This window comes from Polluticoccus soli (assembly GCF_029269745.1).
In the GTDB taxonomy this organism is placed as follows: domain Bacteria; phylum Bacteroidota; class Bacteroidia; order Chitinophagales; family Chitinophagaceae; genus Polluticoccus; species Polluticoccus soli.
This window is the reverse complement of record NZ_JARJHT010000003.1, coordinates 108,226-126,315: the sequence shown is the minus strand read 5'-3', so window position 1 is coordinate 126,315 and position 18,090 is coordinate 108,226. Positions and strand designations below refer to the sequence as shown.

17 protein-coding genes and 2 tRNA genes are annotated in these 18,090 nt (G+C 45.6%); 11 read left to right on the top strand and 8 right to left on the bottom strand.

Translation table 11 applies throughout. The features are described from left to right. Positions 1 to 70: 70 nt before the first annotated feature. Positions 71 to 763, bottom strand: a complete 693-nt coding sequence (locus P2W83_RS16785; protein ID WP_276134925.1) for a porin family protein — start codon at positions 761 to 763, stop codon at positions 71 to 73. Between the two features lie 19 nt (positions 764 to 782). Between P2W83_RS16785 and P2W83_RS16780 the strand changes: the two genes are divergently transcribed. The 8 genes from P2W83_RS16780 (at position 783) to P2W83_RS16745 (ending at position 5,131) form a co-directional block, all read left to right on the top strand. Beyond that, positions 783 to 1,091 carry a hypothetical protein gene (locus tag P2W83_RS16780; RefSeq protein ID WP_276134924.1) on the top strand — a complete coding sequence of 103 codons (309 nt, stop codon included), beginning with the start codon at positions 783 to 785 and terminating at the stop codon, positions 1,089 to 1,091. Between the two features lies 1 nt (position 1,092). Beyond that, positions 1,093 to 1,854 carry an MBL fold metallo-hydrolase gene (locus P2W83_RS16775; protein WP_276134923.1) on the top strand — a complete coding sequence of 254 codons (762 nt, stop codon included), beginning with the start codon at positions 1,093 to 1,095 and terminating at the stop codon, positions 1,852 to 1,854. 37 nt (positions 1,855 to 1,891) lie between these two features. Next, positions 1,892 to 2,422 (top strand): TlpA family protein disulfide reductase, encoded by a 531-nt coding sequence (locus P2W83_RS16770; RefSeq protein ID WP_276134922.1) that lies wholly within the window; start codon positions 1,892 to 1,894, stop codon positions 2,420 to 2,422. 112 nt (positions 2,423 to 2,534) lie between these two features. Beyond that, positions 2,535 to 2,786 carry a type B 50S ribosomal protein L31 gene (locus P2W83_RS16765; RefSeq protein WP_276134921.1) on the top strand — a complete coding sequence of 84 codons (252 nt, stop codon included), beginning with the start codon at positions 2,535 to 2,537 and terminating at the stop codon, positions 2,784 to 2,786. Between the two features lie 30 nt (positions 2,787 to 2,816). Further along, a complete protein-coding gene (locus P2W83_RS16760; RefSeq protein WP_276134920.1) occupies positions 2,817 to 4,049 on the top strand; it encodes a GlmU family protein in 1,233 nt (410 codons plus the stop codon). 32 nt (positions 4,050 to 4,081) lie between these two features. Next, complete coding sequence (tpiA, locus tag P2W83_RS16755) at positions 4,082 to 4,849, top strand: triose-phosphate isomerase (RefSeq protein WP_276134919.1); 768 nt, start codon at positions 4,082 to 4,084, stop codon at positions 4,847 to 4,849. A gap of 65 nt (positions 4,850 to 4,914) precedes the next feature. Next, positions 4,915 to 4,986: transfer RNA gene (locus tag P2W83_RS16750), tRNA-Glu, on the top strand. Between the two features lie 73 nt (positions 4,987 to 5,059). After that, positions 5,060 to 5,131, top strand: a tRNA-Arg gene (locus tag P2W83_RS16745). Positions 5,132 to 5,225: 94 nt separating this feature from the next. Here P2W83_RS16745 and P2W83_RS16740 read toward each other — a convergent pair. The 6 genes from P2W83_RS16740 to P2W83_RS16715 form a co-directional block, all read right to left on the bottom strand. After that, positions 5,226 to 5,921, bottom strand: a complete 696-nt coding sequence (locus P2W83_RS16740; protein WP_276134918.1) for a hypothetical protein — start codon at positions 5,919 to 5,921, stop codon at positions 5,226 to 5,228. Positions 5,922 to 6,483: 562 nt separating this feature from the next. Beyond that, complete coding sequence (locus P2W83_RS16735) at positions 6,484 to 6,960, bottom strand: hypothetical protein (protein WP_276134917.1); 477 nt, start codon at positions 6,958 to 6,960, stop codon at positions 6,484 to 6,486. An 18-nt stretch (positions 6,961 to 6,978) separates the two neighbouring features. Continuing rightward, positions 6,979 to 7,764, bottom strand: coding sequence for a hypothetical protein (locus P2W83_RS16730; RefSeq protein WP_276134916.1), 786 nt, complete (start codon positions 7,762 to 7,764; stop codon positions 6,979 to 6,981). Positions 7,765 to 7,891: 127 nt separating this feature from the next. Further along, complete coding sequence (locus tag P2W83_RS16725) at positions 7,892 to 10,195, bottom strand: PAS domain-containing sensor histidine kinase (RefSeq protein ID WP_276134915.1); 2,304 nt, start codon at positions 10,193 to 10,195, stop codon at positions 7,892 to 7,894. A gap of 127 nt (positions 10,196 to 10,322) precedes the next feature. Further along, complete coding sequence (locus P2W83_RS16720; protein ID WP_276134914.1) at positions 10,323 to 12,017, bottom strand: GEVED domain-containing protein; 1,695 nt, start codon at positions 12,015 to 12,017, stop codon at positions 10,323 to 10,325. 117 nt (positions 12,018 to 12,134) lie between these two features. Then, a complete protein-coding gene (locus tag P2W83_RS16715; protein ID WP_276134913.1) occupies positions 12,135 to 13,628 on the bottom strand; it encodes an aryl-sulfate sulfotransferase in 1,494 nt (497 codons plus the stop codon). Positions 13,629 to 13,909: 281 nt separating this feature from the next. Here P2W83_RS16715 and P2W83_RS16710 point away from each other — a divergent pair, with 281 nt between their 5' ends. From P2W83_RS16710 to P2W83_RS16700, 3 genes are read left to right on the top strand one after another with little or no spacing between them, the layout of a single operon-like run. Next, the gene (locus tag P2W83_RS16710; RefSeq protein WP_276134912.1) at positions 13,910 to 14,269 is read left to right on the top strand and encodes a response regulator transcription factor; all 360 of its coding nucleotides are present in this window, start codon (positions 13,910 to 13,912) and stop codon (positions 14,267 to 14,269) included. Between the two features lie 25 nt (positions 14,270 to 14,294). Beyond that, positions 14,295 to 15,380 (top strand): HEAT repeat domain-containing protein, encoded by a 1,086-nt coding sequence (locus P2W83_RS16705; RefSeq protein ID WP_276134911.1) that lies wholly within the window; start codon positions 14,295 to 14,297, stop codon positions 15,378 to 15,380. After that, positions 15,377 to 16,819: a glycosyltransferase family 2 protein gene (locus P2W83_RS16700; protein ID WP_276134910.1), complete on the top strand. Its 1,443-nt coding sequence runs from the start codon at positions 15,377 to 15,379 to the stop codon at positions 16,817 to 16,819. The genes P2W83_RS16705 and P2W83_RS16700 overlap by 4 nt, the downstream gene beginning before the upstream one ends. Here P2W83_RS16700 and P2W83_RS16695 read toward each other — a convergent pair. After that, a complete protein-coding gene (locus P2W83_RS16695; protein ID WP_276135294.1) occupies positions 16,816 to 18,042 on the bottom strand; it encodes a YaiO family outer membrane beta-barrel protein in 1,227 nt (408 codons plus the stop codon). The genes P2W83_RS16700 and P2W83_RS16695 overlap by 4 nt on opposite strands. Positions 18,043 to 18,090: the final 48 nt, after the last annotated feature.

Below are 18,090 nucleotides of genomic sequence, written 5' to 3'. Positions count from 1 at the left end.
GGGATGAATATATATTCAAAATCTATTCCCGGTATTGGCTTAATCTTTTTTTAATCTATAAATGGCTCAGCTAGTATTTTGGCTCTTCTGTTCCAAACAGGTACATGAGGCGCAGTACGTATGAGTTGTTGTACTGCTCTGCGCGGCCGAGCTCCGGATGGATATCCTTACGAACAGGCACGAGTGAATATTGAAAACGAAGGTTCAGGAAAAGTCCTTTATACAAACGCAAACCGCCGCCGAGGATGAAATTCACATCATACTTTTTGAAGGGGTATTCCTTTTCAAAGTCGAGGGCATTTACGGTTGGGTCGGTGGTGAGTACTGTTTCTTTCGAACTGATCAGCTGAGAATAAGAAAAGCCTGCACCTGCATGAGCTTTCTTCTTGTCGAAGTAATTGAACATGATGGGCACTTCGGCGTAGTTAAGGTCTATATTGTATTTCTGTATTATGAAGAGCCTGTGGTTGGAGCGCTGCTCCTGGTGTGCCCTGCTACCTCTTTGAGAAAAGAGTATCTCAAGGCTTCCTGCAAATTTGTCTGCAAATCTGGTATATACGATACCGCCTACATTGAGACCAACTTTGTGATAGCCGGCGTAATTATCGCCATCTACCTGGGTAAAATTGGTGCCGGCTAGCAAGCCGCCATAGAAGGTGCGGGGTACTTCTTCGTAATAGCTTTGTGCCCTTGTAGCTGTGCTGAATGCCATAAGGAATACTGCGGACAGAAGAAATGCGCCGAATTTTCTATTTTTAGCCATCGAAACCGGGAAATTGTAAATGAGCTTCAAATATACACCAAACACGCTTAAAAAGCTGGAGCAGCTCTACGAAGAGGCGCGCTATATCATTCGTTATGAGAAGGGTACCTTCAACTCGGGGTACTGCATACTCGAAGACAAACGCGTGGTGGTGATCAATAAATTTTTAGCCATTGAAGGACGTATCAATGCGCTTATCGAGATATTGCCATCAATAGCTGTAAAAGAAGAAGAGTTGAGTGGCGAGATGCAAAAATGGTATGAACAACTGAAGGAGCAGCCAAGCTTCAATAAAGATTCAGGTACCCAAACAGAAATGGACATCTAACGTGAAGATAACTTTCCTGGGAACCGGAACCTCACAAGGTGTGCCTTTCATTGGTTGCGACTGCGCGGTATGTACTTCGAAGGATAAGCGTGACAACAGACTGCGGTCCTCAGTATGGATCGATGCGCCTGAAGCCAGCATTGTAATAGACTGCGGGCCGGACTTTCGTTGTCAGGCTTTGCGTGCTAATATCCGAAAGCTGGATGCTGTTATATTCACTCATGGTCATAAGGACCATACAGCAGGACTGGACGATGTGCGTGCCTACAACTACCATTACAATAAAGCGATAGACGTGTATGCCACAGAGGAGACGCAGGAAATATTGAAACGAGAATTTCAATATGTTTTCCAATATCCTAACTATCCGGGTATACCGCAGATAGACCTGCATACTATAGCAAACCAGCCATTCTATATAAACGGGCTGGAGATCGTGCCCATACGAGTACTGCATTATAAACTGGAAGTGTTCGGTTTTCGCATTGGCGACTTTACCTACATTACCGATGCTAATTATATAGCACCGGAAGAGCTGAAAAAGGCAATGGGCAGCAAGGTGTTCGTACTGAATGCGCTGAGGCACCAGGAACATATCTCTCATTATAATTTGCAAGAAGCAACCGATATCGCGGCGCAGGTGGGAGCGGAGCAAAGTTATTTTACACATATCAGTCACCAACTGGGCCTGTATACCGATGTAGAGGCAATGTTGCCCAAAGGCATGCATCTTGCTTACGACGGCCTGACACTTGAAGTCTGATTTTTACTACATTTATCTATTCAACATACAACAGAAGATGAAAAAATTAATTGCAGCCCTGTTCATTTCATGCGGCCTTAGCTTTAGTGCATGCGCGCAGGATTATAGTAATCAAACTATCTCACTAGGGCAGAAGGCACCAGAATTGTCCTTCTCCAACCCGGCCGGTGAAACCATCGCCCTTTCGGAAGTCAATAAGAAGCGTATTGTTCTGGTCGATTTCTGGGCGTCATGGTGCAGGCCCTGCCGCGCGGCCAACCCCAAGCTGGTAGAGATGTATGAAAAGTACAAAGACAAGAAGTTTAAAGGTGCCAAACGCGGTTTCACTGTTTTAAGCGTATCGCTCGATCAGAATAAAGAAGCCTGGATAAACGCTATACAAAAAGATAAGCTGGCATGGCCTTACCATATGAGCGATCTGGGCGCGTGGAACTCAAAGGCTGCGCAGATATACGGTATCCAGTTTATCCCCCAGGCGTTCCTGGTAGATGGGGATGGCAATATTGTTGGAAAATACAATACGGCAGAGCAGGCAGAGGCTGATCTGGAGAAGCTAATGTCTAAATAATATTAAAAACGGGCAAATATTTCAGATTTTTTTGCTGCAAATCAAAAAATAGCTACCTTTGCCCACTCATTTTAACGCATGGCAAAATCCATGCACCCCAAAAAGCAATACAATGAAAAAAGATATTCATCCTAAGAGTTACCGAATGGTGGTCTTCAAAGACATGTCGAATGACTATGCATTCCTTACCCGTTCGACTGCGGCAACAAAAGAAACTATTGTGTGGGAAGACGGTAACGAATACCCGCTGATAAAGGTCGAGATCTCTCACATGTCTCACCCTTTCTATACAGGTAAGTCTATGTTCGTAGATACAGCAGGTCGTATCGAGAAATTCAAAAAACGTTACGAGAAGAAGAAATAATCTTCCGGTTTTATATTACTTGCTTAACGCATGAAAAATCCCGACTTTTGCCGGGATTTTTCTTTTATGGTAATAACACTCTTCGATACTAATGCAAGGCACAATTTGCTGCCGTTTACGCATACGCGCGCTATCGCCGACATTCGTTGCGGTATAATGACCATGCGCGAGCGCTGGGAGCGTTTTACCGGCACAACTACGGGTACGCTTACCGAAGAATACCTGCAGGAAATATACCCTAAGAATGGCGAAGCCGGCGTATACGTTAGCGGTGCCGTTCTTGCTACCCAATCTGTTTACGAAGCAGCCAGGCAACTGAAAGACGGGCAGAAGCTAATGTCCGGCTCTTCATTATTAGCCTTCAACACCTCTTCCGATGTTACGTTTGCCAATGTTGAATCGGCAGCAATGAACCTGGAGGCTGTTGAGCTCTCCGGCGATGTGCTGGTACTGAAGAACGCCTGGGATATTTTCTCTTACAACGACAAGGCTATAAAAGAAGACTTCGCCCTGCTGACCAACGGACGTAAAAGCGCTGGCATTCCCGAAGGCGTAACTGTGGCAGGTAAAGGCCTGTTCATAGAAGAAGGCGCTAGCATAGCTCCCGGCTGCATTATCAATACTACATCTGGCCCAGTATACATAGGCAAAGACACGGAGATAATGGAGGGTTCCATGATACGTGGGCCATTTGCTGCTTGTGAGCATTCTGTAGTAAAAATGGGTGCGAAGATATACGGTGCTACAACACTGGGCCCCGGCTGTAAAGTGGGAGGCGAGTTGAATAACGTAGTGTTCTTTGCCAATAGCAACAAGGCGCACGATGGTTTCCTCGGTAATGCTGTAATAGGCGAGTGGTGCAACCTTGGTGCTGATACCAATTGCTCTAACCTGAAGAACAACTACGACGAAGTAAAGGTCTGGAACGAGCAGCTGAACAAGAGCGTCAAGACTGGTCTTAACTTCTGTGGTTTGTTGATGGGGGACCATTCAAAAGCTGGTATCAATACGATGTTTAATACTGGCACCGTTGTAGGTGTTTCCGCTAACATCTATGGAGGTGGTTTTCCTGCCAGTTTTATCCCTTCTTTTTGTTGGGGTGGGGCAGAGGGGCTAACTACTTACCGTTTCGATAAGGCGACTGAAACGGCCAACCGCATGATGGGCAGAAGAAGCAAACAACTCTCAGAAGTTGAAATTAAAATGCTTCAATACATATTCGACAAGACAAAATCTCAACGCGACACATTCGCGCAATCATAATTCTTAACCACATTTAATAATAGTTACATACAATGCGTAAAAAGATAGTTGCAGCCAACTGGAAAATGAATCTCAACCTGGAAGAAGGTAAAAGCCTTGTTGACGGTATTCTTGCTGGTCTTCCTGCTTTAACTGAAACTAAGCAAGTGGTAATAGCTCCGCCGTTCGTTCACCTGGCGCAAACAGCACAGCAGCTGCAAGGCAAGGCCAACATCACCCTGGCTGCACAAAACTGCTATAGCGAGGCTTCAGGCGCCTATACAGGCGAAATATCGGCCTCTATGGTGAAGAGTGTTGGTGCAGGCAACGTGATCATTGGTCACTCTGAGCGCCGTGAATATTTCAAAGAAAGCGATGCGTTGCTGGCGAAGAAAACTTCACAGGCACTGGAAAATGGTCTGCGTGTGATCTTCTGCTGCGGTGAGCCATTGGAGATACGCGATGCTGATACACAAAACGAATTTGTTGAAGCGCAGATCAAAGCCGGTTTGTTTCACCTTACTGCTGAAGAGCTGAAGAATGTAGTGATCGCTTATGAGCCTATCTGGGCTATCGGTACAGGTCGCACTGCATCTTCTCAGCAGGCGCAGGATATGCATGCTCACATACGCAATGTAGTTGCTGCTCAATATGGTAAAGAAGTTGCAGATGATACATCTATACTCTATGGCGGTAGCTGCAAACCATCAAATGCTGCAGAGTTATTTTCATGTCCTGATGTAGACGGAGGCCTTATTGGTGGCGCGTCTTTGAAGGCTGATGAATTCCTTGGGATCATCAATGCGATGATGAGCTGCTAAAAATTTTTCAAAAAGTTTTGGAGATAAGAAAACACCTCTTATCTTTGCAGTCCCAAACGGGAAACGCCGCGTTGGTCAAGGGGTTAAGACGCCTCCCTTTCACGGAGGAATCACGGGTTCGAATCCCGTACGTGGTACGAAAAAGGGCAACTAATTTAGTTGCCCTTTTTATTTTACTGAATCTTATTTTTACAATTGTTCAGTATACGCGGCCTCGTAGTACAATGGATAGTATAAGAGTTTCCGAAGCTCCAGATTCAGGTTCGATTCCTGACGAGGCTACTGACGATAAAAGCCGCTCAAAGAGCGGCTTTCGTTTTATACCCGAACAAGAGTATCGAATTTTACAGGAATAAACCTGTTCTTATAGTTACGTTCAACAGATCATCAGTAGCCGATGCAGTCCCTTTTCATCTGGTGCGCGATGGATGCAAGCAGGAACCAGACTTTCAGGATGATCAACCGCCAGCCGCCACATATTACCCAGGCCTAAACTTATGGGATGTGCATCAGGCATGGCTTGATAATGCAGATCAAAGAAATGTTCACTTAAGAATGATTCAAAATCATCATCTGCTCCCTGATATAGCTTCCTGAGTCTATCACGTATCTCCGGAATAAGAATTTTCTTCTGGCCTTGTGTATTAGGCAATATCTCGCTGGGGGCACCATAATAAGTGCATAAAATGGTGTCGACAGGAATGGGAGAGCGATCAACATGGAACGAATAAACATCAGTTGGAAAAAAAGGATAAGTGTCGTCCCGGTCATAACACTTGACCACATTTATGATGGGCGAAGCGCCGTGAGCGTTCAATATTTTCAAATCGTTTAAAAGGATTTCACGAGCAAGCTGCCCCTGTTCACTCAACGGAAGATCGCAAATTTCCTCTGGTCCGATTTCTGTTATATTTCCGGTTAGTGCTACTTGTTTAACAATCTCGGAAAAATCACCTCGTAGAGTACGGGTCCAGCAGATCGCATTAATATCTCCCTTAAATGGTGCAGAAACAAAATCTTGAAAATTTGTGACATATTGAATGTGTTTCCCGGTGTGTGATGGATCAACCATATTGTAGATTATGCTTAATGGCGTATTTATTTTTTAAAGGTAAGTGACCCAAAAACAATTTCATATGTTGCATCATAAATCCAGCCCTTCTACACGTCAGCCTCTCGTGCAGCATCAACTTTAGATACTCTATGAAATAGTTCGAGAAACTTCCTGTTGGGGCTACTGCCTTTACCTGGCGTCAATAAATTGGCGCTTTTTATTTTGTTACAGCTACTGTCATTTGTTACTCGCCGAAACTCAATGCCGGCAACGATTCCCTTTTCAATTTGTTAGCTTTTTTTGCCCGTTTTGAGCCTTTTTTCAACCTGTGGCAAATCCCGATTTGTCGTCATTTGTTGTCGTTTTGGGGTTGTTTTCCAAAGCTCGATCTCTTGTCAACAAACTTGTAGAAGCCCCTGCTTTTTACAATAACAAAAATACAAATTTTATTCTATATAGTCAAAAAATGAATTCTTCGAGAGAGGTCTGTAGTCCGGCCAAGAATATCGAGGCGTTAGGCTAAGTTCTTTAAAAAAAATACACTTTCAGGGCCGGTTTTAGCTTCCATTGCTGCGGCGGTCTATTTTTTGGATAAAATGATCTTTGAAACATATTGTCCGCTATATGGGTGCACCGTGTCCTTATCCACCATTAACATGTCCTGGTTGTAGTAGCAATGCAGCCCTGCACCACCATGCGGTCCGCACCACATTTCTTCAGATTTCGGCGTGTTGACGAAACCCCATATCCTGAAAGTATCTACCCCAACTACAATGACCTCGTAGTCATATTTACTGTTCAGGCTATAATGACTTTCTACCGTTGCTTTGTCGTAGTAAGTAATATCTTTTATAAAACTGTCAAATTTGCCATTGGGTACGTAATGTTTATACACTACGGTGTCCAACATGCTGTCCGTGTAATTTCGGAACTCGGGCTCCACTGATTGCTCATTACATTGTATCGTACATTTATAATCGTTGGGAGGCAGATCATTTTTTTTACACGCTAAGAATGAGAAGAGAACAGGCAAAAGCAGAAATACTATCGCACGCATACTTTGAGTTTTATATAACTAATAACGCAGTTCGGTCTTTTTGACCAGGTAATAATATCCCTTGTCTTTCACCAGACCTCCATTGTTGTACCTGAACGAATAATAAAGGCTGTCAGTATGTACCGGTGGATGAGGCACTTTTAAATTCAGCTCCGTAGTCAGTTTAAGGCTGGGTTGTGTACTCGTTCCGGGAACAAGCAGTACAAAAGAAGAATCATGAAGTACATATTCTGCCTGCCTGATAGCACCATCCGGGATAATGTAATTTGAATCTGTCACTTTCCTGGCCCAGTCTATCACTACTACATGATATTTCTCAGAGTCAGGGAGTATGTTCCATATATCATTCCCATCTTTATCAAAAGCGCCAACAGTTCTCCATACTGTTTGTTTGGCGTTTCCACTAAGGCAGATCAGCCTGTTGTTTGATGGACCCGCTGCAAATGTCTTTGTTTTTTCGCCTCTCTGCTGATAAGTAAAACGGGGAGCAAAGCCGTATTGGTTCCAGCCCGAATATTTATAGTCAGCCGAGTACCAGTCACAATCATAGACCTCCCCATTTTTCATACCATCGTCACCAATAGTAACTGTTGCATGCGCAGGTACCGACATTTTTTTAATAAAGATGTGTTGGATGTACTCCGTTGCTGTTGTGCCGGCGTCTGGAATATGATAGATGTCCACGATAAGGTTGACAGGCAGGTCATTGTAGAAATATCTTACACCGGCTTCTTGTGTTATTGTATCCTTTGTGCATGAACTAAGGAATAAAAAGAGGCAGCAAAGGGCTGATAGTGGTTTCACCGAAAATGGAATTTTACTTTATGTAACAATAGCTATGCCAAATTCGGTATTTAACCTGAATTGCCAGTTTGGTTTTAGTGTGCAGCCTGCGAAACCAAATTGTTGTTTTACATTGATAAGCCTTCTTTTAACTTTTCATCGGCAGCATGATCTCAAACTCAGTTCCTTCACCCTCGGCGCTTGTAGCTTTGATCGATCCTTCGTGTCGCTCAATGATCGTTTTACAGAGCGATAGTCCAAGGCCAGCTCCTTCGTATTCATCTTTTGTGTGCAGGCGGGTAAAGCTTCCAAATATCTTCTCGGCATATTTTTGCTCAAAACCAATGCCGTTGTCTTTTACCAGTATGCGTGCACAAACTTTGTTATCGCGGGATACGATCTCTGATGATATGTTGATGACGGGGGCAGCATCGGCTCTTGAGAACTTTAATGAATTACTGATGAGGTTGTAGAAGACCTGGTGCAGCATTACCTGTGCTCCTTTCAGTTCCGGTAAATTTGTGTGGTTGATAGTTGCCGCTTTGTCCTGGATCCTTAATTCAAGATCGTCTTTGACATCTTTCACCACCTTATTCAAGTTCACTAATTCATATGCCTCTTCTTTTGCCGCAACAACTGAATAGTTGAGTACACCGTGGATAATAGAGAACATGCGGGTAGTTGCTGATTGCACCCGGCCAAGATAGAACTTGCTTTTTTCGTCAAGCTGCTCCTTAAGGTGTGCCTGCAGCTGACTGATGAACACAGTGATCTTACGCACAGGTTCTTTAAGATCGTGAGAGGCCATATGAATGAATTGCTGAAGCTCGCTATTGCTTTGCCGCAATTCTTTGGTGCTTTCTTTTACCCGTTGTTCCAGAGTTCGTTCAAATGTTTTCTGATCATCTATTTCCGTACCCGTTCCAAACCATTTGACAATAATCCCTGCTTCGTCCCTTATTGGTACTGCGCGCCCCAGGAACGAGGGGTATTCTCCGTCATATCGCCGTAGCCGGTATTCGATCTCGTAAGGTTCACCGGTTTCCAGGCTATGCGACCATTTTTCCCAGGCTCGTTCCTGGTCATCAGGATGGAAGACATCGTTCCATCCTTCACCCTGGGTGTCAGTAAAACTGAGGCCGGTGTAGTTGGTCCATTGCTTATTGTAATAGTAGTGATAGCCATCAGGCAGCGCCAGCCAAATGATCTGTGGTACAGTATCCATCACGAATTGAGCTTCTTTGTGGCTTTCTTCAACCTTTTTGCGGGCTAATACCAGTTCTGTCACGTCGGTCGCTACAGCGACTATCTTGCTGACTGTTCCATCGGCGTTTTTGATCGGCTCGTAAATAAAGTTCAGAAACACTGTTTCCAGCTTATTGTTTCGCGGTAATGAAACGGGCATCTCGTTGGCAGTAAATGGCTCTCCTGTGGCATAGACCCTTTGTATTACCTGTCGCAGCCCTTGTTCGCCTGCCTCCGGCAATACCTCAAAAACCGGACGCCCTATTATTTCGTCAGCTTGCTTTTCCCAGATCTCCAGCATGCGGGTATTGGCTACTTCTACTACGAAATCCGGGGCGCTTCCGATAGCCATAGCTACCGGCGCGTGTAATACCAGGTTGCGCAGATTGGCTTCGCTCTGCTGTAAAGCTTCTTTTATTTCCCGCTCCTCTGTTATATCAGTGTTCGTGCCAAACCAACCAAGCAACGATCCGTCTTTTTTTCGCACCGGGATGGAGCGGGAGAGAAACCAGCGGTAGTCGCCATTCTTACTGCGCAAAGGAAAGGTGTCTTCCCATGGCTGGCCAGTTTCGATAGCCTCGGCGAAACGCTCAACCACGCGGTCTACCATATCGGGATGGTGTACTTTCTTCCATCCCCAGCCCACCATCTCTTCGGGCGATGTTCCGGTGTAATCGTACCAGCGGTCGTTATACCAATATATCCATCCTTGTGCGTCGGTCATCCAGGCCAGCTGTGGAATGGAATTGGCCATTGTGCGGAAACGCTCCTCGCTTTCTTCTACGTTCTGTTGCGATTGTACCATGAATGTTACATCGTAGGAAATACTTACGACGCCTGCCGGTGTGTCGTTTCCTACTTCATAATAGGGCTGATAGACAATGTCGAAGTAGAACCGCTCAGCTTTCCCGGTGGCGAAAGAGGTTATAGGCACAGCTTTGCTGGAATAGGTTTCCCCTGTATTGTATACGTGATCGAACAATTCCTTGATTTCCTGATCGTTCAGTTCGGGAAGTGCTTCGAGCAGTGGTTTCCCTATCATGTCCGGCCCCTTGCCCCAAAGTTTATATGCCGCATCGTTAACCAGGTACAAAACATGGTTTTCTCCCTTTGTAACGCTAAACACAACAGGGGCTTGCATAAGGATGTTATACAAGCTGCTCGCCCCAATTGCCTCTGCAGATAAGCCGTTGATATTAGTTTTCATAACACGCTCCCGTCAAGCTGAATACAGCATTGTTTGTATAAATCAAATGCCATACTGAACAGTTGCTTCATATGGGCAAAAAAATAAAGCCCCTGGAGAGGGGCTTTATCATCTGTATGGAATTGACTTACTGTTTCGTAAAGGTAGTAGTGCTGTTTAACGTGCCCTCTGCATTGGTGAGCTGAAGGTTGTAAACACCTGGAGTAAGATGGCTTACATCTATGGTTGCCGCTTTATTGCTGTTAGACAGGTTGATGTCTGAAGAATAGAGTACGCGACCCAGTTTGTCTATCACAGTTGCTCTCAAAGCACCTTCTATTTTAGCCGTTGTGCTGATGAACAATTCACCACCTGTAGCTGGGTTAGGATAAACCACGATCTCACTTTGCTCGCTTGCCAGTTCATTTACACCAGATGGCAGGATGACCATTTTCAGCTGAGCCGACTTACTTGTGTCGTAATAAAGGCCGCATTGTGGATCGGCAGATTTAATGATACAACGGAAATGCCAGTTGGCCATAGACAGTGGCGCTGCTTTTACCAGCAGTTCCGGAGTCTTGGTTTTAGCATACAACGCGTTGTCGTAAATGTTTGAGTAGTTGATACCATCGGCGCTTGCCTGCCAGTAGTAAACTATTGCCATGCCTTGTGTGCCTTTAGCTGTAAACAGCGCATCGGCAGTTGGCTGGATATGCTGATCCTGCGGGTCTTCAATAAATACAGGAGACTCGATCACATTCATTGGTATCGGAGCAGAGTTCAGATTAGGGCATTGGCCGCCGATAACAGCACACCTGAAGATGTAATCATTAAGCGTATCGGGAACCGGTACGATGGTCAGTGTTTTTGTATTAGCGCCAGAGAATGGGTATTGGTTAGGTACAGGGCTGAATATGCCAACTGTAGCTATAGCCATTTCCCACTGGTAAGCGCTTATTGTACCTGCGGTGTTAACGTTCAGCGATGTTATCGCATTGTGGCAAATAGTGTCTGCCAGTGTTTGCGATGTGATCGACGGACCGGCATTAACGGTGAGTGTAGCAACTGCTGAAGTTACAGGGTTGCTACAGTTGCCCGTAACGATACAACGGTATTGGCGTGTGTTGAAAGCAATTGTTACGTTGGTGATGGCAAGTGTATTGGCAGTTGCGCCTGAATAGTTGGCGCCAGCTACATTTGACCAGCCAGTACCGGGATTTACCTGCCACTGGTAGCTTGCAGCGCTGGTCGCAGTCACGCTAAACTGCACGTTCTGACCTTCGCAGGTAGTGCGGTTTTGAGGCTGCGCGGACACAGTAGGCAGCGGGCAGGCAGAGGCCAGCGTCACGTTGTAATCTTCGGTTTCACCCCAGCTTAAAGTTGTACAAGCATCAGTGGCTAACATTTGAGTTGCATACTGGCAACGGGTTCTCATTTTGATATTGGTACCCGGTGTAGCTGTGCTTGGTATCGTTATTGTCCCGCTGTGGCTATAGGCCGCGGGGGTTGATGCAAGCTGCTCCGTTGATTCGAATTGACCGTTGTTGTTTAGATCGATCCATATCGCAAAGCCTTCTGTCCACGAGCTGCCACCCACAGTAGCAGTCCATGGATAAGTTTGACCTATGGTCAGGGTCCTCACGGGCGCATTGAAAAATATATATCCCGATGAGTTGCTGCAGCCGCTATTGCCGGTTGTTGGAACACCCGCAAGCGAGAATGCGTCGATGGCATCGCCAGAACCACAATAGGAACCCGGGGTAGAAGACGTTGAACACTGGGCCTGGGATCTGTAAGCCTGAGTGGATAAAAGTAAGAGAGCAAATAGTGTAATTTTTTTCATAAGCACCGATTGATATGTCAACGGAAAATGATTAAGTTTAATGTAATGGTTTTACTAATTTATAGAACTTTCAGTTAAAAAAGAAATATTTGTTAATTTTTCGCCCCGTCCTCTCAACTATTTGAATATCAATTGCAAGAACTTGCGATGATCTGCCGGGCTAGAGCGATAATTGGCATAAGGCATCCAGTTTTCACCGTTCTTCATTTCAAACACCGCGTTCCATACGATCTTCTTATCCTGGCCAACTATATAATCCCTGTTAACAGACCCCATGGACACAAGTATTGCTCCGTCGCCAAGTTCATACACGCTTCCTCCGCCTACTGATGAATAAGCTGCAAACGTGTCGATATTGCAGGTCTGCTCCCATGCTTTTGTCAGCGATCCGCTTTCATTCTTTGGTTCGTCGTAAATAGCAACAGTGGATATGATCCCTTTAACATCCCGCCTTCTCTTATCCTTCGTAAATGGAATGTTGTTGTTGAACAGGTACAATTGGCCGTTGGCGTTGACCCGGCAGCAGTGCTGGCCGTAAAACATTCCATTTCCCTGCCTGGGTTCTCCGTGTATAGATTGACCATATTCGGCGATCACTACGCCCTCCGGGTATTTGATTTTTATCACGCGGCTCAGATCCCTGAAACTGACGTACACAGCTCTTTGCAGTTCGTCGAAGTAAAACGCGTTCATGTGCGTATTGGCTATCGACTGGAGGTTGTCTCCAAATATGTCGGCATTTGAGAAATACTGCGATGAACGCCATGACCACACCACATTTTTTGCCGGATCGTATTCTATTAAAGTGCCTTGTCTGCTAAATATGTATCGTTTGCCGTCCTTTGAAACCAGCCGATCTTGCGTTAACTGTGTAGTATCAAATCCCTTTGGTATTTCCCGCAGGCCACTTTCATGGCCGGCAACCATATAGTTGCCATTTGCGAGTCGTGTGAATTCGTGATGATAATACTCGGAGGTGTCATTGCTAACACGTCCATCGTTCGGCGCCATCCAGAGTAATTCGCCGTCGTAGTTCACCTCCACCGCTTTAGATCCTGCCAAAAAAGTGATGGTGCCCTGCGGCGTGATTTCCATGTCGCGAATACTGGTCAGGCTATCGATGACATCGCCTATTGCCGGTAGAAACCACACAGGCATTCCGCTCATGTCGTACGCGGCGCGCGAAGCATCGTGAAATATAATAAGGTCTTTATGAGCTGTTGCGGTATCGATTATTCTATACCTGAATCTCGCAGTGTCTGTGAAAGCTAAATAGCCAGTGACAAAGTGACGTAACGGCGTTTTGTTGTTCGGGCGCTGGCGCTTATTCAGGTAAGATATGCGCCATGTGTACTCTTTGCCAAAAGCGGGTACCGTTTCTACTATCCTATTTGCAGGATATGCCTTACTGTAAATTATGTTCTTCTGAAAATCATAATCATTGTTGAACCTGCCTTCAGCTATTTCCAACAGGTAAGATCCGGTTTTTGGTTGCGCAGGCACGGAAAAGCCTACGAGCCTGTAGTTTAGGGTGTCGTTTTCGGCAGGGCGTATTTGTGCAGTAGCAACAAAAGAAATTAAAAAAAATATAGCGAACGAGATGCAGCGCATAACCAACAGAGAATGAAACTTGTAAGTATATATCACTACAAGTTAAAAAAATAAAGCATTCCTGTTACTAAAATCTACGCGCAGATTCCCCAGCTGCGGAGGTAGCCACCGGAACATGAGACTTAATTATGGGGCGAAATGTGTATTTTTAATTGTACATCGCTGTTGAATTCCGGTGCGCCGGAACAAACTATATCACCGAAGGGCAGTAGCCTACAGGTGATTTTTTTGTGCAGCAGTGAAGCTCGCAATATATCTTTGAAAAAATTTATTAAAACGGAATGAAGATCCTGGTAGCCGAAGATGATTCGCTGATACAAAAAACGGTGGAGCTGAAGCTCAAAAAGGAAGGTTTTGAGGTGATATGCTGCAATGATGGAAAAGAAGCGCTTGAAAGAATAGAAGAGCATATGCCTGATATTGTGCTTACCGATATGATGATGCCCTATGCATCGGGACTGGAGATCGTGGCCAAAGTGAAAAGTATCACGTCTAAAAAGATACCTGTGATCGTGTTCTCGACTATGGGACAGGAGAATATTGTTGAAGAAGCATTTGAACTGGGCGCTGATGATTATGTGACCAAACCCTTTAGCCTCACAGAGCTGACCATCCGTATCAAAAGGCAGCTGAAGCGATAACTATTAACTAGATAACACGAGAGATTTGTCACCTGGGGAAACTTTTCTGGATTTTATTACCACCGAGCGATTGTATGGCGCGGCCATAGTTTTTGGCAGCACTACTGCTATTATAGTGCTGATGATCTATACCTACCTGTATCAGAAAAAGCAACGCTTTTTTAAACGCCAGAAAATAGCCGATATATTAGACGAATGGATAGGGGAGGCGTTATTGGATGAAGAAGGTGGACACATTTACGTCACCCCCGATCTTCGGAAAGAATTGGAACTGCCTGTCAACCGCCAGTTTGCAGTCAACCAGCTCATATCGACCCGGAAGAACCTGACGGGTGGGGCTGCTATGAACATATCTCGGTTGTACGAGCAACTGGATCTGAAAAAAGATTCGCTCGATAAATTTCATGATAAACGCTGGTACAAAAAAGCCCGTGGCATATACGAGCTGTATATGATGAACGAGGTGGACATGAAGGATAAGATAGCCGTGCATACCAACAGCGAGAATGAGAATATCCGTACCGAGGCGCAAACTGCATTGATCACTTTTTCGGGTTTCGACGGACTCGACTTTCTTGACACACTGACCTATCCGCTTACAGACTGGCAACAACTAAAAATACTCGAACAACTGAAGGCACTGAACCCACAGGATATGCCGGGACTGCTGCGCTGGATAAGATCGGAAAACGAATATGTGGTGTTGTTTGCACTAAGGCTGGCAGAGATATATTATCAATTGCAGGTGCACGATGATGTAGTGCATTGCCTCGATCACACCAACGATCGCATTCGCCTGCAAGCCATTATCACACTCGCACGGTTGGCCAACTTGTCTACAACAGGCATATTGGTGCAACACTACCCGATAGAAACACCTGCCAACAAAAGAGCCATATTGCAACAGTTGTTCAAGATAAGCGGAGATGAGGAGCTGCCTTTTCTGCAGTTGGAACTTGACAATCCCGATGACCTGCTGAAGCTGGAAAGCGCGCGTGCTATCGCCCGGAATTGCAGCAACGGTTTTGAGGTGTTGGCTGCGCGGGCAGAGCTGCAACCAGTGCCGTATCTGCATATCTATAACCATGTAAAATACGAGCTGAAGAGATGAACTATGAAATTGCCATCGATCTGCTGACCTATGGGATATTCATTTATTCTGTATTGTTGCTTTTGTCCTATCTGCTTATCGGTTTCTTCTCCATTGGCGAAACACAAAAATACCTTCGCAATAATGAGTTTACTGATTACAGGTTGCTGGTGTCGTCGCCGCACGATCCGTCGGTGAGCATCCTTGCGCCTGCATATAACGAAGGAGCTACTATTATTGAGAATGTGCGTTCGCTGCTGTCTATTTACTATAACCACCTCGAGGTGATCATCATCAATGATGGCAGTAAAGATGACAGCCTGCAAAAGCTGATAGACGCGTACCAGCTGGAGAAGATAGATTTTTTTGTGCGCTACCAGATAGAAACCAAAGAAGTGCGTGGTGTCTACAAGAGTAAGAATCCGGTATACAAAAAACTAGTGGTGGTTGACAAAGTGAATGGCGGCAAGGCTGATGCGCTGAACGTGGGTATCAATGTTAGCAGTCACGACCTCATAGTGTGTATAGACGTGGACTGTATACTGGAGCAGGACTCGCTGATGAAGATGATCAAGCCTTTCATGGAAGAGACGGACATGAAGGTGATCGCTACAGGTGGGGTAGTGCGCATTGCGAACTCGTGCGAGATCAAGGATGGTAGGCTGGTAAAGATCAATCTCCCAAAGAATTACTACGCGCGCATGCAGTCGCTGGAATATATCAGAGCCTTTCTGCTGGGGCGCATGGCATGGGCAAGACTGAACGGGCTGCTGTTGATCTCGGGCGCGTTTGGTGCATTCAATAAAGACATAGCTATAAAAGCAGGTGGGTACAATCACAACACAGTAGGTGAAGATATGGAGCTGGTAGTACGCATGCGCAGGTATATGGAGGAGCAAAATGTAAAGTATAAAGTTGCCTACATTCCTGATCCGCTATGCTGGACCGAAGCACCTGAATCGAAGAAAATACTTGGCCGCCAGCGCAACCGCTGGATGCGCGGTACGATAGAGACAATGAAGATCCACAAGGTGATGTTCTTTAACCCGAAGTATGGCCTGCTGGGCATGCTGAGTTATCCGTATTGGTTCTTCTTCGAGATGCTGGCGCCCTTGATCGAGTTCTTTGGCACCATCGCATTTTTGATAATGGTGTACCTGCAGATAATAGACTGGCAAATATTCATAGCCTTGCTGGTATTCATTATCTCGTTCGGTTACATGTATTCGTCGTTTGCTGCGCTGATGGAGGTAATAACCTTCAACCAATACCGCAGGCGGACAGACATGATGAAACTATTGCTTACTGGTATGACTGAACCTTTCTATTTCCATCCCTTCGGCGTATGGGCTGGTATTAAGGGGTATATTGATTTGATACGCAAGAAGAAGAGCTGGGGTGAGATGACTCGCCAGGGGTTTGGTCCCGCTGCCGCAGCTGCGCCTGCCAAGAAACCTTAGAACCTGCGTATGTAACCGATGCCCGCTTGTATTTGGTTGCCTTTTATCACCTCGGTGCCGCGTGTAAATTCCTGGTTTTGTAATGACAGGTTGAGCGTCAGGATATTCATGCGTTTTATCAGCTTTCTGAAGATCAGTTCGCCCCGGTAACTTTTCAGCTGGCCGGTGTTAATATTAATAAGAGGTGCAGAGTTTCTGTCATCGGGTGAGATACCATAACCTACCAGGAAATTCAGGTAGTCGTCGGCGCCGCCGAAATAATAGCGTGCTATAGCGTTGTATGACTGCGATGTAGCTGTTGGGTTAGGTGTCAGGTATACACGTGCGCCAAAGAGAAATTTATGATAGTATTTGCCTAGGTAGAGCGTGTAGAAATCTGTGCCGTTAGCATCGCCCGCGAAATACAGGTAGCGAATACCAGCTTCTGCTTCAAACGCGTGCGGCAGGTTGGCAAATAGCGATGCGCCTAATCTCCATTTAGGGAATATGCCAATGGTGTCTGACGAGTAAGCAGCAGCGACATAAGCATAAAAAGTTCTCGAAATCCGCGGATAGGTTTCCAACTCGTATTGCACGGCGTCGTTGGCAAAGCGATTAGCATAGTTAACGCGAGCGGTTATCGAACCCATGTTGGTTTGACGTGTATAGTCTACTGCCAGCATATGCCACGGATCCGGGAATTGCTCGTCAAAATACGTATAGTCATACTTGATGCCTACCCTGTTTTTTGACAGGAAGCCGTAAAGGCGGGTTAACAAAGCGCGCGCGTCCTGGTTGCCCTTATCTAATGTCAGAACGGAGTCAGCCAGCAGGGCCGCTTCCTCATATTGCCTCATCGATTCTAGTACGGTAGCCTTTCGGACCAGCAACTGCTGAGATGTGGGATTTTTGGCCAGGCCTTCGTTGGCCAGGGCCAGCGCAGCTGAGTCGTTTTTGTTCCAGAATTCAAGATCGGCATACGCCGAAAGGGCGTCTTCATAGCCAGGCTTCTGCTGCAGAGCCAGGTCGAAGTAATAACGAGCGCTATCAGTTTGCTTGTTCCATGTATATATACGCCCAAGAAAGACAGCAATGTCTGTATAGTTGGGTGCTATTTGCAGTGCCTGTTTGCTTAATGTGATAGCCGATGAGTAGTCTTTATGATCATAGGCCGCTGTGCGCGCCATGGAAAAGAGGCTGTCAGGGTTTTGGGTGTTTTGCGCCGATGTCTTGATTACAAGCACCGTCAATATTGTCATTAAGAATATTCCTTTTGTACACTTAAAGGTCAG

Excerpts from the sequence above, each read along its gene's own strand:
- P2W83_RS16785 (WP_276134925.1), bottom strand. The coding sequence starts at position 763 with ATGGCTAAAAATAGAAAATTCGGCGCATTTCTTCTGTCCGCAGTATTC.
- P2W83_RS16780 (WP_276134924.1), top strand. The coding sequence starts at position 783 with ATGAGCTTCAAATATACACCAAACACGCTTAAAAAGCTGGAGCAGCTC.
- P2W83_RS16770 (WP_276134922.1), top strand. The coding sequence starts at position 1,892 with ATGAAAAAATTAATTGCAGCCCTGTTCATTTCATGCGGCCTTAGCTTT.
- P2W83_RS16765 (WP_276134921.1), top strand. The coding sequence starts at position 2,535 with ATGAAAAAAGATATTCATCCTAAGAGTTACCGAATGGTGGTCTTCAAA.
- P2W83_RS16760 (WP_276134920.1), top strand. The coding sequence starts at position 2,817 with ATGAAAAATCCCGACTTTTGCCGGGATTTTTCTTTTATGGTAATAACA.
- tpiA (WP_276134919.1), top strand. The coding sequence starts at position 4,082 with ATGCGTAAAAAGATAGTTGCAGCCAACTGGAAAATGAATCTCAACCTG.
- P2W83_RS16740 (WP_276134918.1), bottom strand. The coding sequence starts at position 5,921 with ATGGTTGATCCATCACACACCGGGAAACACATTCAATATGTCACAAAT.
- P2W83_RS16735 (WP_276134917.1), bottom strand. The coding sequence starts at position 6,960 with ATGCGTGCGATAGTATTTCTGCTTTTGCCTGTTCTCTTCTCATTCTTA.
- P2W83_RS16725 (WP_276134915.1), bottom strand. The coding sequence starts at position 10,195 with ATGAAAACTAATATCAACGGCTTATCTGCAGAGGCAATTGGGGCGAGC.
- P2W83_RS16720 (WP_276134914.1), bottom strand. The coding sequence starts at position 12,017 with ATGAAAAAAATTACACTATTTGCTCTCTTACTTTTATCCACTCAGGCT.
- P2W83_RS16715 (WP_276134913.1), bottom strand. The coding sequence starts at position 13,628 with ATGCGCTGCATCTCGTTCGCTATATTTTTTTTAATTTCTTTTGTTGCT.
- P2W83_RS16710 (WP_276134912.1), top strand. The coding sequence starts at position 13,910 with ATGAAGATCCTGGTAGCCGAAGATGATTCGCTGATACAAAAAACGGTG.
- P2W83_RS16700 (WP_276134910.1), top strand. The coding sequence starts at position 15,377 with ATGAACTATGAAATTGCCATCGATCTGCTGACCTATGGGATATTCATT.